The sequence below is a fragment of the Paenibacillus sanguinis 2301083 = DSM 16941 genome, from assembly GCF_000374825.1.
In the GTDB taxonomy this organism is placed as follows: domain Bacteria; phylum Bacillota; class Bacilli; order Paenibacillales; family Paenibacillaceae; genus Fontibacillus; species Fontibacillus sanguinis.
Genome location: NZ_KB895378.1, coordinates 235,634 through 249,806, shown reverse-complemented (window position 1 = coordinate 249,806; position 14,173 = coordinate 235,634). Strand labels below are relative to the sequence as shown.

General features: G+C 47.9%; 13 protein-coding genes and 1 other annotated feature. Of the genes, 12 read left to right on the top strand and 1 reads right to left on the bottom strand.

Annotation, left to right across the window (positions count from 1 at the left end; translation table 11 throughout):
* The first annotated feature begins 135 nt into the window (after positions 1 to 135).
* From C557_RS0107165 to C557_RS0107135, 7 genes are all read left to right on the top strand, one after another.
* Entirely contained in the window at positions 136 to 1,269 is a 1,134-nt protein-coding gene (locus tag C557_RS0107165; RefSeq protein ID WP_018751163.1) for a BMP family ABC transporter substrate-binding protein, read from the top strand.
* A gap of 121 nt (positions 1,270 to 1,390) precedes the next feature.
* A complete protein-coding gene (locus C557_RS0107160; protein ID WP_018751162.1) occupies positions 1,391 to 2,953 on the top strand; it encodes an ABC transporter ATP-binding protein in 1,563 nt (520 codons plus the stop codon).
* Positions 2,946 to 3,992, top strand: coding sequence for an ABC transporter permease (locus C557_RS0107155; RefSeq protein ID WP_018751161.1), 1,047 nt, complete (start codon positions 2,946 to 2,948; stop codon positions 3,990 to 3,992). The genes C557_RS0107160 and C557_RS0107155 overlap by 8 nt, the downstream gene beginning before the upstream one ends.
* On the top strand, positions 3,989 to 4,942 hold the full coding sequence (locus C557_RS0107150) for an ABC transporter permease (protein ID WP_018751160.1): 954 nt from the start codon (positions 3,989 to 3,991) through the stop codon (positions 4,940 to 4,942). Before C557_RS0107155 ends, C557_RS0107150 begins: the two co-directional genes overlap by 4 nt.
* A gap of 17 nt (positions 4,943 to 4,959) precedes the next feature.
* Positions 4,960 to 5,913 (top strand): nucleoside hydrolase, encoded by a 954-nt coding sequence (locus C557_RS0107145; protein ID WP_018751159.1) that lies wholly within the window; start codon positions 4,960 to 4,962, stop codon positions 5,911 to 5,913.
* A gap of 3 nt (positions 5,914 to 5,916) precedes the next feature.
* On the top strand, positions 5,917 to 7,302 hold the full coding sequence (locus tag C557_RS0107140; RefSeq protein ID WP_018751158.1) for an ADP-ribosylglycohydrolase family protein: 1,386 nt from the start codon (positions 5,917 to 5,919) through the stop codon (positions 7,300 to 7,302).
* A 243-nt stretch (positions 7,303 to 7,545) separates the two neighbouring features.
* Positions 7,546 to 8,130 carry an RBBP9/YdeN family alpha/beta hydrolase gene (locus C557_RS0107135; RefSeq protein ID WP_018751157.1) on the top strand — a complete coding sequence of 195 codons (585 nt, stop codon included), beginning with the start codon at positions 7,546 to 7,548 and terminating at the stop codon, positions 8,128 to 8,130.
* A gap of 289 nt (positions 8,131 to 8,419) precedes the next feature.
* Here the strand turns inward: C557_RS0107135 and C557_RS24420 are convergent, their stop codons facing one another.
* Complete coding sequence (locus C557_RS24420; protein WP_018751156.1) at positions 8,420 to 8,638, bottom strand: helix-turn-helix domain-containing protein; 219 nt, start codon at positions 8,636 to 8,638, stop codon at positions 8,420 to 8,422.
* Between the two features lie 140 nt (positions 8,639 to 8,778).
* On the opposite strand from C557_RS24420, the gene C557_RS0107130 reads away from it, so the two are divergent.
* The 5 genes from C557_RS0107130 (at position 8,779) to leuA (ending at position 12,990) form a co-directional block, all read left to right on the top strand.
* Positions 8,779 to 9,066, top strand: coding sequence for a DUF6809 family protein (locus C557_RS0107130; protein WP_018751155.1), 288 nt, complete (start codon positions 8,779 to 8,781; stop codon positions 9,064 to 9,066).
* A gap of 447 nt (positions 9,067 to 9,513) precedes the next feature.
* On the top strand, positions 9,514 to 9,735 hold the full coding sequence (locus tag C557_RS0107125; RefSeq protein ID WP_018751154.1) for a hypothetical protein: 222 nt from the start codon (positions 9,514 to 9,516) through the stop codon (positions 9,733 to 9,735).
* Complete coding sequence (locus tag C557_RS0107120) at positions 9,719 to 9,988, top strand: type II toxin-antitoxin system RelE family toxin (protein WP_018751153.1); 270 nt, start codon at positions 9,719 to 9,721, stop codon at positions 9,986 to 9,988. The genes C557_RS0107125 and C557_RS0107120 overlap by 17 nt, the downstream gene beginning before the upstream one ends.
* A 55-nt stretch (positions 9,989 to 10,043) precedes the next feature.
* Entirely contained in the window at positions 10,044 to 10,463 is a 420-nt protein-coding gene (locus C557_RS0107115; protein WP_240472933.1) for an ABC transporter substrate-binding protein, read from the top strand.
* A gap of 490 nt (positions 10,464 to 10,953) precedes the next feature.
* Positions 10,954 to 11,238: a binding site (T-box leader), on the top strand.
* A 78-nt stretch (positions 11,239 to 11,316) separates the two neighbouring features.
* Complete coding sequence (gene leuA / locus C557_RS0107110) at positions 11,317 to 12,990, top strand: 2-isopropylmalate synthase (RefSeq protein ID WP_018751151.1); 1,674 nt, start codon at positions 11,317 to 11,319, stop codon at positions 12,988 to 12,990.
* Positions 12,991 to 14,173 lie beyond the last annotated feature (1,183 nt).

Here is a 14,173-nt window from a genome sequence, read left to right as displayed (position 1 = left end):
TTTGTTATGATCTTATCAATTAGACGGAAGTTTTTCAACCAGCTTGGTAATCATGTTCGGAAATAAGTGGTGAAAATCGGCTTAAATCCCATGAAACAGAGAATTTTATTCGGAAATAGGAGCGATGAGACGGAAATGAAAAAGAATGTACTGGTTTTGCTGGTAGCGATGGTAATGGTGCTGGTCACAGCATGCGGCAGCAGCACGAACACGAACAATCAGGCAGCAACAGGAAACAGCGATTCCAACGGCGGTACAAGCGAAGAGGGAAAGCTGAAGGTTATTTTGCTGATTCCGGGCACGCTTGGAGATAAATCGTTTTTTGATGCGGCTAATAGCGGTCTGAACAAGGTGAAAGAAGAGCTTGGCGCGGAAACTAAAGTGGTTGAGATGGGCACGGACAAGACCAAATGGGAGCCTACCTATAACGATATTGCCGCACAGGACTGGGATGTTGTCATTTCCGGCGGCTCTGAGATTACAGAAATGTTCAACGCGGTTGCAGAAGTAAATCCTGATAAAAAATTCATCAACTATGACACCGATATTGAAGAGGCTCCAGAGAATGTGTACAGCATGACCTATGCCACCAATGAGGTCTCCTTCCTGGCGGGGGCTGCGGCGGCTTACGCTACCCAGTCTGACATGGAGCATGCCAATAAAGACAATGTGATTGGGTTTGTCGGCGGCATGGACATCCCTGGCATTAATGCTTTCCTTGTTGGCTACATCCAGGGCGCTCAGTATGTTGATCCTGATATTAAAGTAGCCGTCTCTTATGCGGGTGATTTTGTGAACCCTGCGAAGGGCAAGGAATTGTCTCTGATTCAATATAATTCCGGCGTAGATGTTATTTTCAATGTGGCTGGCGGTACAGGCCTGGGGATTTTTGACGCGGCAAAAGAAAAGAAGAAATACGCGATCGGCGTCGATTCCGACCAAGCGATGCTGCTGAAGGATACGGACCCTGAGAAGGCCAATCTGATCGTTACCTCGGCGATTAAAAAGATTGATTCCGCCATTCTGGGCGCCGTGAAGCAACTTAGCGAGGGCACCTTGGAAATGGGCAAGCGTGACGTTCTGAGCTTTGTAGAAGACGGTGTGGGCATCGCGGAAAATGAGATTTATACGGCCGCTTTCCCAGAAGATATTCAAGCAAAGCTCGAAGAAGTCAAGCAAAAGCTGATTAACAAAGAAATTAAGGTGGATAACGCCATGGGGATGGAAACCTCTGAGATTGAAGCGATCCGTAATGCCGTTAAACCCTAACTAAGCGTACAATCTATCATTTGATCGCAGCAAGAAGTCCTTCGACAGGAGGGGCTTCAAGCTGCTTATTTTTTGAACAAGCTTTATGAAACTTCAGTTTAGAGGGATGTGAAGCTCGACAATGGAAACTCCTTTATTGGAAATGCGCGGGATTACAAAGGTGTACCCCAATGGAGTTGTGGCTAACCGGGATGTGAATTTTTCTCTGCGCGAAGGAGAGATTCATGCTCTGGCAGGTGAAAACGGCGCAGGGAAATCTACCTTAATGAAAATGATTTTTGGCATGGAGGAGCCAAGCGAGGGCGAAATTTATATCCGCGGGGAAAAGGTGAAGCTGTTATCCCCTCAGGATGCCATCGATCGGGGAATCGGGATGGTGCATCAGCACTTTATGCTCGTTCCCTCCTTTACGGTTGCGGAAAATATGGTGCTGGGCATGGAGCCCCACAAAGGCTTGGGCATTCATTATGCGGAGGCGATTCGCATGACGGAGGAGACGGCCCGCAAATATAACCTGGCGGTAAATCCGACAGCCAAGGTTGAGGACTTAACGGTAGGCTTGAAGCAAAAGGTGGAGATTCTGAAGGCTTTGCTTCGCGGCGCCAAAATTCTGATCCTGGATGAGCCCACAGCCGTATTGACTCCCCAGGAGACGGAGGAATTGTTTCGCGAGCTGCGGGAGCTTAAGGAGCACGGTCATACTATTGTGTTTATCTCGCACAAGCTAAAGGAAGTCAAGGCAATTTGCGACCGCATCACGATTTTGCGGGGCGGAAGCAGTGAAGGTGTATTCCAGACCGCCGATGTCAGCGAGCAGGAAATTTCCCGCCTGATGGTTGGGCGTGATGTTGTGTTGAAATACGACAAGCCTCAAGTAGCCATTCAAGAGCCTGTACTGACTGTGCGTGAGCTGAATGTAAGTGATTGGCAAGGCAACGCCCTGCTGCATGATGTGAATTTTGCAGTTCACGGGGGACAAATTGTCGGGATTGCCGGGGTTGAGGGCAACGGACAGCACGAGCTGATTGAGGCGCTGACGGGCGGGCTTCAAGGGAAATCCAGCAGCGGCTCTGTTCAAATCAAGGGAATTGAAATCCGCGAAGCGGATATTTTGAGTATTCGGAATCTGGGCGCAGCCTATATTCCTGAGGACCGGATGGCCCAGGGCTCAGCCGCTGAGGCGAGCATATCCGATAATCTGATCTCCACACGTTATCGCTCCAAGGAGCTGAATAAAGGGTTTCTGCTGAGCGGCTCCAGTATCCTGGAATCGGCTAAGCGCTTGATTGAGGACTTTAAAATACGGTGCTCAGGCCCCAAGCAGCCGATTGGCATGCTCTCTGGGGGGAATATGCAGAAGGTTGTAGTAGCTCGAGAATGCTCGGCTAATCCCCAGTTGTTAATCGCTGAACAGCCTACCCGCGGGGTTGATGTCGGGGCGGCGCAGTTAATTCACCAGAAGCTGCTGGAGCTGCGGGAGAAGCAGGGGGCGATTGTGCTCGTATCCGCCGATTTGAATGAAGTGCTGGAAATTAGCGATCGCCTGCTGGTCATGTATGAAGGGCAAATTGTTGCCTATATCGAGGACCCTTCCGGCATGAGCGAAGAGGAGCTTGGACTGTACATGCTGGGAATCAAGCGACAGGATGCACAGCAAATCAGGAGGGCTTTGAGTCATGTTTAAATCCAAATATTTCGATGCCATTCGCACAACAGCAGTTATACTCATTTCACTGGTGATTGCTTTTCTGATCATTGCGTTGGTCAGCGATAATCCGGTCAAGACAATTGGTATTTTCCTGTTTGAACCGCTCAACTCGAAGGGACATATCGGGAATGTGATTGAGATGGCGATTCCGCTGATGTTTACCGGACTTGCAGTCTCCCTACTATTTCGTGCCAACATGTTCAATCTGGGCGCAGAAGGGATTTTTTATTTCTCTGGTGTTGTCGCGTCTGCGGTTGCCATTCACTGGTCGCTGGGCGGCATCTTGCATCCTGTTGTAGCGATCCTTGTCGGCTCAATCGTCGGTGCGCTTTTATCGGCGATTCCGGGGGTATTGAAGGCGAAATGGAATGCAAACGAGCTGGTGACCTCCTTGATGTTCAACAATATTTTATTCGGGGTTGGCTTGTACCTGCTGAATTATCAATTACGGGATGCAAAGGCGTTTGCCAATGTATCATTCAAGTTTGAAAAAACGGCGCTGCTTGATAAAATCCTGCCGGGCACCCGGATTCACACCGGCTTGATCATCGTATTGGTGCTTATCGTGCTCGCCCATTTCTTTCTGTACAAAACGAAATGGGGGTATGAGCTTCGCATGACGGGAGCCAATCGCAGCTTTGCCCGCTACTCCGGGATGAAGACGGCCAAGGTGATCATCCTCGTTCACCTGCTTGCAGGCTTTATCGCCGGCATGGGCGGCTCGGTGGAAGTGCTCGGGATGTATACCCGCTTCCAGTGGACGGCCTTGCCGGGCTATGGTCTGGATGGCGCGCTGGTCGCCATGCTGGCCAAGAACAACCCTTTATCGGTGATCGGCTCGGCCTTGTTCCTGGCCTATATTCGGATTGGCGCTGATCTGATGGCCCGTCTGTCCGATGTGCCTGCTGAAATGATCTCCATTATTCAGGCTGTCATTATCTTGTTGATCTCGGCCGAGCAATTCCTGAAATTCTGGAAGAATCGGATGCTGCTGAAGGAGGCGCGTGAAGCATGAATGGTCTGGAGAGCTTGTTAAATGTAATTTTGACCACCGATTTTGCCTTCTCCGTCTTGCGGGTTACCACACCCATTTTATTTGCAGCATTAGGCGCATTAATCTCCAACCGTGCCGGTATTATCAATATCGGGATGGAGGGTATTATGCTTGTGTCCGCCTTAACCGGCGTAATCGTCAGCGCCTATGCCCAAAATGCCTGGGTAGGACTGCTGGGCGCCGTGCTCGCTGGCACACTCATTGCGGGCTTGCTGGCCTTTTTCACCTTGAAATTCAAGACGCATATTATTCTCGGCGGGATTGCCATTAATATGTTTGCTTCCGGCGGCACTGTCTTTTTTCTGTATCTGCTGAGCGGGGACAAGGGCTCGTCCACCTCCTTGCCCAGCAAGGTGCTGCCCAGCCTTGAGCTTCCCCTGATTAAGGACATCCCGGTAGTGGGACCCATCCTGTCAGGGCATCATGTGCTGACCTATGTATCGATTATCGCGGTATTCGTGGTCTACTATTTGCTCAATCGCACTTCGCTGGGCTTGCGAATCCGCTCGGTTGGCGAGAATCCGCATGCAGCCCAATCCGTAGGGGTCAGTGTGATTCGCATCCAATACACAGCCTTGCTGCTTAGCGGCTTCTTTGCCGCACTAGGCGGAGCTTATATGTCCATGGGCTATTTGTCTCTGTTCACCAGAGATATGATCGCCGGACGCGGCTGGATTGCCATCGCCGCCGAGTCCATGGGACGCAGCACGACGGTGGGCACCGCATTAACCTCCTTGCTATTTGGTGCGGCAGATGCGCTGTCCAATGCCTTCCAGGTATTGAAGATCCCGGCGGAGCTCATCGCCACACTGCCTTATGTAGCCACGGTCGTGGGATTAATCATCTATGCGGTCTCGGAGACACGCAAGAAAAAGCGGAAGATCAACGCGAAGTCAACGGTAAAGAATTAGCGAGGAGCGTGACAGATATGGCAACACCGATTATTATTGACTGCGACCCGGGCCATGATGATGCTATTGCGATTTTACTCGCTTATGCACACCGGGATGTATTGGACATCCGGGGGATTACGACGGTAGGCGGCAATCAGACCTTAGAGAAAATTACAGACAATGCGCTGCGCATTTTAAGCTTTATAGATGCGGATATTCCGGTAGCGATGGGGGCGGCAGGCCCCTTGCTGGGCAAGCTGGTAACGGGGGAGGAAGCGCATGGCGAATCGGGAATGGATGGCCCGGCTCTCCCCCCAAGTCGTTTTCGTCCAACAAACCAGGGCGCCGTGGAGTTTATGCTGGAGCTGATCCGAGCCAGTGAGGACAAGGTGACACTTGTTCCGCTTGCTCCGTTGACCAATATCGCCTTGCTGCTTACGGCTTACCCGGAGGTGAAGGAGAAGATCGAACGAATATCGTTAATGGGCGGCGGGATCAGCTATGGCAATGTGACCTCGACGGCGGAATTCAACATTTATGTGGACCCGGAAGCGGCGAAAATAGTCTATGAATCCGGGATTCCGATGACGATGAGCGGCCTGGATGTGACGGATAAGGCGGCTATTTTTGAGGATGAGATTGAGGAATTAAAAAAACGCGGCCCGGTATCTGTTCTCGTGGGAGAGCTGCTGGATTTCTATTCGATCTATGGAAAAAAGATGGGATTCGTCGGCAATGCGCTCCATGACCCGTGTGCTGTGGCCTGGCTTTTGCATCCCGAATTATTTCAATCCAGACACTTGCATGTTACCGTCGAGACGGAAGGCGGGCTGACCCGAGGAATGACCGTAGCCGACCAACGCAAAAAAACAGAACACGCGCCTAATGTCGAGGTGTTGGTTGATGTGGATCGGGCCGCTTTTATAAATCTGCTGTTTGATTCTCTGGCCCGTCTGGATCAGCAGCTTCTTGCTGCGAGGGGAGTGTAGCCGATGGCAGGCTGGGAAGCATTACCGCAAATGATGGCCTTCGAGCTGATGCAGCGAAGAGAAGAAGGCTGCGATGTGACCGGATTTCAGGAAAAGCTTGCTTTGGCGGGCCAGGACGAAGTGAAGCTGATGCAATTTTATCATGAACTGATGCAGCTTCCTGTTGCACCGGATTTTCGCTATCAGGAACCCTCTGCGTTTGCCGAGATCAAAAGGCTGCGCCCGGAAGGACCACGCAAGCTGAAGGCAGTTTGGAGTGAGGAAGAGTGGCGCAACAAATTCTACGGCGCCTGGCTTGGTAGATCGGTAGGCTGTGCGCTGGGCAAGCCGCTGGAATATTGGGATTATTTGTACGGCAAGGACGGACGTCCGGGCTGGGAGAATGTGGAGTTGTGGTTCCGCGGCGCGGATGCCTGGCCGATCAAGGGCTATACACCGGGATTTTCCCGGGCAGCAGAGCAATACGGGCTGGGACTAAGCGAATGGTCTTTTGTAAGCACCTCGGACAAGATTCAATATATGGAAAGTGATGATGATTTGCGTTATACGGTGCTTGGCCTGCTATTGCTGGAGGAAAAGGGCCTGAGCTTTGATGCGTGGGATGTGGGCAAGCTGTGGCACAGCAGACTGACCTATAGCCAGGTGTGTACTGCGGAGACACAGGCTTACCTGAACTTTGCGCAGGAAACCTCTCATTTGAAAGGGTACAAGCCAGCGGACTGGGAGGTTCGACAGGAGCGTGTGCGCATGTACCTGAATCCCTACCGGGAGTGGATCGGCGCGGCGATTCGAGTGGATGCCCTGGCCTATGGGGCAGCCGGGCAGCCGGAATTGGCCGCGGAGCTGGCTTACCGGGATGCGTCCTTCTCTCATGTGAAAAATGGCATCTATGCAGCCATGTTCAATGCAGCGGTGATCGCTGCGGCATTTGCAGAGCAGGATAATGAGAAGCTGCTGGAAATCGGGCTAAGCGAAATTCCAAAGACCAGCCGCTTGGCGGCAGCTGTCGTCAGGGGGATCGAGATCGCCCATCAGGCCAAAAGCGAGCGTGAGCTGGTGAGCCGGATTTGGGATGAATTTAGTCATTATGACCCGGTGCACAGCATCAATAATGCGGCTTTGGTGGCGGCCTCGCTGATCTACGGCGGGAACGATTTTGAAAAGGCAGTCACCACCTCGGTGTATGGCGGAATGGACACCGATTGCAACGGAGCAACCGTCGGCTCCATTATGGGAGCCAAGCTTGGCGCAAGCCAGCTGCCTTCAAGCTGGACCGAGCCGTTGCATGATACGCTTTATGCCGATCTAATTGGCTATGATCCGGTGTCCATTTCTTCTCTGGCGGAGCGCAGCTATCAGGTGTTCCTGAAGCTGCAGCAGGAGGGGTAGGGGAGAACGAGCCGACCTCCGGGATGGCAATTGTAGGATAAAGAAACTGAGATCAATGAGATAAATGCCCATTCAAGAAGCCATCACTTGCCCTTTGCAGGGGATGGCTTTTTTGCATTTTGTAGCAACTATCCCTTTTCCTATATAGAGTAAGAATTGCGTACTTGTTGGCCCAAGGCAGGGGCTTTATAATAAGCCTGATCAATCATATACAGGTATCAATTAGGGAGGATGCTATACTATATGAACAAAATACACAGCAGCAAGCAGGTCTATATTATTCATGGTTATGGCGCTTCACCTCAAAGTCATTGGTTTTCTTGGCTCAAAAACAAGCTGTTACAGGATGGGATTGAGGTTGATATTTTGCAGATGCCAACTCCATTATCCCCTAGCTTACCTGAATGGCTTGACTATTTATCTCGGCATGCAGATATCCTGGCCCGAAGCACCTATTTTGTTGCACATAGCTTGGGTTGCGTTTCGTTGCTTAATTATCTACAACAAGCGACTCTAAAAGAGCAAATTGGTGGTTTGGTGTTGGTATCCGGGTTTACTAAGGCGTTGCCTAGCCTGCCAGTGCTTGATGAATTCACGAAAGAACGCTTTAATTATAGCCAAGTCGCAGATAAGGTGAATAAACGCGCAGTTATCGCCTCCAAGGATGACCCCATTGTACCGTTTTCATTCAGCAAGGACCTAGCTGGAGAAATTCATGCCGATTTCTATGAAGTTGAACACGGCGGACATTTTTTAGAAAGTGATGGGTTTACAACGTTGCCCATTTCATATGAGGTTTTAAGCCGGATGATGGGACTAGCTGATTAATAGCCTCTGTTAACATGGCTTATCTATGGTGCTGAAGTGGTTGATTTGCAGCATACATAGGATAATGACCTCAGCCGTGAGCAGGGCAACTATGGTTATAGTTGCCCATTTTTGTCAAAACGATGGATTTTATCGACACTCGAGACTTAAAAGACTTGGACGTAGATCTGGAAGGAAAAATCGACGATCACTTTCCGGTTAGATACCGGATCTCGATTGCCGTCTACATGGGGATATGACCCATGCCGTTGGTCTTTATTCATTGAATCAAGAGTGAGGATTGTCAGGGTTATTTTTCATTGAATCGCTTGGAAATATTCGTTTGACCAAGTATATAGTCAATACTTACGTCGTAAAATTCGGATAGCTTAATCAACACAGAACTTGGCACATCCAAGTTCCCGCTTTCGTATCGGGAATAGGTTGCTTGTGAAATGTTTAAGTGTTCAGCTAATCGCTGTTGAGTCAAATCCCTGTCCTCTCGTAAATCCCGTATCCTCTTATACATCGTTCATCACCCAAGCTAAGTTTAAATTATGCGAAAAATGCATATTGAGTTTTATGCATTTTTCGCATAAAATTTACTTGTACGAGATAGCATTGATTATTATTCAAAACTCTTAATGATACTTTAAAGGGGAGAATGGGATGAAAAGTATTTTGGAGAGAATATATTATGGCAACCTCAACCCTGAAGAACGTGTTGTTCCTACTGATCCCGAATATCGTCTGCTCAATAGAAAGGTTTCCGATTTGATGGAGGAAGTCAAACAGAGATTTTCAGAGGACGATTTCGCAACCCTTGAGAAAATTTTGGATATGAACGGTGAGTCTAGTTCCATGGTTACAAGTGAAGCTTTTGTACAGGGGTTTAGGATGGGGGCTTTGGTAATGGTTGAGGTGTTTTGCGGGGAGGGGAAGGGGTTTGAGAGGTAAGACAACATATAGCAACGTATTCACGCTGCGGGTCCTTACAAGGCCCTGGGTCACCACGGAGAAGAATAAGCGGATTCATAATGAAGCTAATTCAATAGCAGGGAAGCCAATTCAGGCGACAACCCCACTGCAAGGCTAATTATTCGACTTGGTGTTGTCGTACCTTAAGTCTCTTGGGTTCGTGAATACAAGAACGATATATTTAAATAAAAGGATAAGTAATCACAACAAGATAAACAACTGATTGAAGAATTGAAAGAGGACTCGGGTGGTTGCAGCAGCAAATGACACATGTGTCTTACAAGAAGGTTTTTGTATGGTGGAGGTAAATTAATTTGTTCAACCAGATATTTCTGAAGTTAATCAGGGTAGGATAAAATCAAGAAAACCACATGGAGATGCGATCATAAATTAAGTTATAATGTGAGTACAAAGGAGGTACGAATTATGAGTGTACCTAATGAAGAGCTTGAAGTATTGGTCAAGAAGCTGAATAGTAAGAATAAAGTATTAGCTAAGAGTTTTTTGTCGTGGTTATTAGATCAGCAATTTGATGAAGAGGATATGCTTACAGAAGAAGAAATTAAGGCGATCAAACGGGCCCGAAAAGATCAACAAGAAGGGAAAACCATATCGCTGGAGGACATAAAACGTGAGTTCCAGTTATAATGTGGAATTTTCAAAGGCTGCATTTAAAACATTAAGTAAATTAGATGTATCCACAGCCAGAAGAATTGTAAAAGCTATTGAAGAATTGAAAAATGCCCCTTTTGGAAATGCTCAAACAAGGAAAATGCATGGTTACAATGGTGATTTATATCGATTACGTGTAGGGGATTATAGAATTATTTATGAGATTCAAAACCATAAGTTATTAATAATTATTGTAAAGATAGGATCTCGTGGTGATGTATACAAATAGATCTTGGTTTTTCAATGACATCATTATTTTGCTATTCTTTTAAAAGAGGGAAATTATGACTAAAATGATCATAACTAGTATATTTCTTTCATTTACTTTACTGTTATCCGCATGTAACAATCACCAAAACGCATTAAAAGAATCTCAAGTCATGGACGAGAAGGCCAAGATTTTAGAGGTATCCACGGATTTACAGAAGAAAGCCGATTGGTGGATTGTCTCCGAAGATGTGAATACGCTGACCATTGACGTGAAGGCCCAAAACATCGATACCGTTTTATTTTGGATTACTCCGACAGGTACGGAAACATGGGGCGAAAGAGAGTTGATTGGTTATGATAAAGATGGAAGTGACGGATGGTCTTTGATATGGAGCTTTGGCAACCGGACTTTTCACGACCGTATTAATATTCAAGCCTTGGGCAGCGATGGTACTACGCAAGATAATGAGACCATTAAAGTCACTTCAGAATGAATATAGGCAAGAGTCAAATACAAAAAGACTAGTGCCTAAAAAGGACGCGAGCGAATTCGCGTCTTCAATGCAAATTTGGACCGTTTCTTTGCTAACGAAAGATATAAAAGTTTAAAAAAAGATTACAGGTTAATTTAATGGTTTATGTGATTATGCATGTTCGATACTTAATATTCTTCAAACTAAAATAACTTGCTAAATCGGGCATATTCTCAATCTTGAGTAGTCTATTAAAAAGCTCTACAGAATTAATTACTTTATTGGTTAACAATCTTTCAAATAGTATACGATTTGAGTTGCTTAAAATTAAACGTTCTGCCTCCATCTCTCTTTGGGATAAAAAACTATACAGCGAATTCCCCTTTCCCTAGTCAACGTCGATCCGTCCGTTCCCGATGGAGGACAACATCCTGTTCGACCCGCCTGCGGATGAAAATACAGATTTCACTTGACACTATCCTGCTGGTGAGATAGCATAAATTCAAATCATTCAAATACGTCGAGAAGGAATAGTACGGTTTTCCAAACGAACAGAGAGCTGTTGGATGGTGCGAAACAGCCGTGGAGGAAATCGGAACTCGCCTTGGAGTTGCCCGCTGAACCCTGAAGATCAGGAAATGCTAGTGCGAAGTAAGCGGAGCCGGAGCCTGACCGTTATCATCAGGAGGATGCCGGGTTGTTTGTTTTTGCAGCCGGGATTCCGTAGAGGGCATGCCGACGATGGCATGAATTCGGAGTGGTACCGCGTAAGACGTCAAAGTCTTTCGTCTCTGTTAGTGGAGATGAAAGGCTTTTTTTGCGCTTTCTGTCCTGGGCAGGTCGGCACAGTAAATTGATGAAGGGAAGATTACCTATGAAGAATGTTGAGAAGTATGCCAGAGGGTATTTTATGCCGCCGGAGCCGAGCTTGAAATGGACTCAAAAGGAGTATATCACCAAGCCGCCAATCTGGTGTAGCGTGGATCTTCGTGACGGAAATCAGGCACTGGTGGTGCCGATGAACCTGGAGGAGAAGCTGGAATATTTTCAAATGCTGGTGAAGCTTGGCTTCAAGGAGATTGAGGTTGGATTTCCCGCAGCCTCGGAGACGGAATTTGTGTTCTTGCGCACATTGATTGAGCGAAATCTGATTCCGGACGATGTGACCATTCAGGTACTCACCCAGTCGAGAGAGCATATTATCCGGAAAACCTTTGAATCCCTGAAGGGGGCCAAAAAAGCGGTAGTCCATCTCTATAACTCGACCTCCGTGGCGCAGCGGGAGCAGGTATTCCGCAAGTCTAAGGAAGAGATTGTTAGCATCGCCGTAACCGGAGCCCAATTGTTGAAGGAGTGCGCTGAAAGTACGGAGGGGAATTTCCAGTTCCAATATTCGCCGGAGAGCTTTACGGGTACGGAAATGGAGTTCGCCTTGGAAATTTGTAATCGCGTGCTGGAGGTGTGGCAGCCGTCGGCGGACAATCCGGTCATTATCAACTTGCCGGTGACGGTATCGATGTCAATGCCCCATGTTTATGCCAGCCAAATCGAGTACATGAGTGAGCATCTGAGCTTCCGGGAGCACGTGATCTTATCGCTTCATCCTCATAATGACCGGGGCACGGGTGTAGCCGATGCGGAATTGGGCATGTTAGCCGGTGCTCAAAGGGTAGAAGGAACCTTGTTCGGAAACGGGGAAAGAACAGGGAATGTAGACATTGTTACGCTGGCTTTGAACATGTACTCGCATGGGGTTGATCCAAAGCTGTCTTTTGAGCATCTTCCGGAAATCATTGCCGTCTATGAACGGTTGACGAAGATGAATGTGAGCGAAAGACACCCGTACGGCGGGGAGTTGGTATTTACCGCCTTCTCCGGTTCGCATCAGGATGCGATTGCCAAGGGAATGCAGTGGCGCGAGGAGAAGAAGGCGTCCCATTGGTCCGTGCCATATCTGCCCATCGATCCCAAAGACATTGGCCGCCAATACGAAGGCGATATTATCCGTATTAACAGCCAGTCGGGCAAAGGTGGAATCGGCTATGTGCTGCAACAGAAATACGGACTGGATCTTCCAGCGAAAATGCGCGAGCATTTCGGTTACTTCGTAAAGAACGTATCCGATCAACAGCAGAAGGAACTGCTGCCTGAGGATATTTACGACCTGTTTATCAACGAGTACGTTAATATCAAAACGCCAATTGAGTTTATCAAATACCGCTCCAAGGACGATGAGCATTTCGAGACCATTGTCACGATCGGGACCCCGGAAGAGGGCATCAAGGAGATTACGGGTAGCGGGAACGGGAGACTTGACTCTATCAGTAATGCTTTGCAAACGTATCTCGGTATAGCTTATACGGATCTGGTATACACGGAACATGCATTGGAAACGGGCTCCAAATCCCAAGCCGTCTCCTATATCGGAGTGACTGCGGCCGATGGACACATCCATTGGGGCTGCGGCATCGATGTGGATATTATGACTTCCTCGGTAAAAGCACTCTTTAGTGCCGTAAACCAAATGATTGCCAAGGGACAGCAATAAATAGGTAGTTTAAATCGTTAGTCTGATGCCATTGGGTAAAAAAGTAGCGGTGCGAACCCCAAGCTCACATGATTTCCCTGGGAGATTCGCACCACGCGCCCCACAAGGGTTCCCGGGTTTTCAGCCAGTTTTTGCTCGAAATTTCAAGCCTTATTTTCGAGATTCGTACTTTAGGGCCTTTGAGCCCTTGCTGGGCCTGGGCTCATTTGTACCGCTGTCGCACCTTACGTGGGTGCGTGGATTGAAATGCAAAAGAACTCCAACTTAATGTGAAGACAGCACAGTCGCACCTTATGTAGGTGCGTGGATTGAAATAACGTTGTCCAGGGCGAGGTTTATGTTTTGATAATGTCGCACCTTATGTAGGTGTGTGGATTGAAATTGAACGTCGGGGGCGGTCACGCATCGGCTATCGCGTCGCACCTTATGTAGGTGCGTGGATTGAAATAGGTTCTGCCTTGAATCTAAATGATACGAAAGAAGTCGCACCTTATGTAGGTGCGTGGATTGAAATATCTACAACAAGCACGATAACTCCAACAATGGCATGTCGCACCTTACGCAGGTGCGTGAATTGAAATGTTGAGAAGGAAGGCTATTTTGCTTCTTTAAAGGATGTCGCACCTTACGTAGGTGCATGTATTAAACTTCGAGAGAGTCGCAGCGCCCCGATCCGACCCTCTACGAGGTGGCAGGCCAACAAGCAACTCAGCCTTCTGAGCGGCTGCCCCTGGAGGGAATAGAGCAAAATGACAGTTGAAGAGACCGGACCGGAAGTCATGAACCATGGCTGGAAGGACGGCCTCTTTTTTGTTCTGTTCGGGTAAAAAACATATAAAAATAGAGGCTCAAACTAAAAATCAGTGCTTGACAACAGGGATCTATAGAGCGGAGGGGCGTAGGGATTCTGGAGAAACTTAAAGCTTTCTGAAAGAAAGCTACATCGAAAGCCTACGCTTGGTCGACTTTTGCGAGTGGATTTCAACCTTATAAGAATTTATTGAATCAGGAAAATCCATGAACAATTGCGATCGGAAGAACCCTACGAACCTACAGCACCTCATCGTCCCCATGACAAGCACTGATTTCGGTTTTGAGCCAAAATAGATTCATGTAAAAATGAAAGGGCTTGCAGAAATATTTAGGGTAGGCGTAAAATATGAGGCATACATAAGTAAGGCGC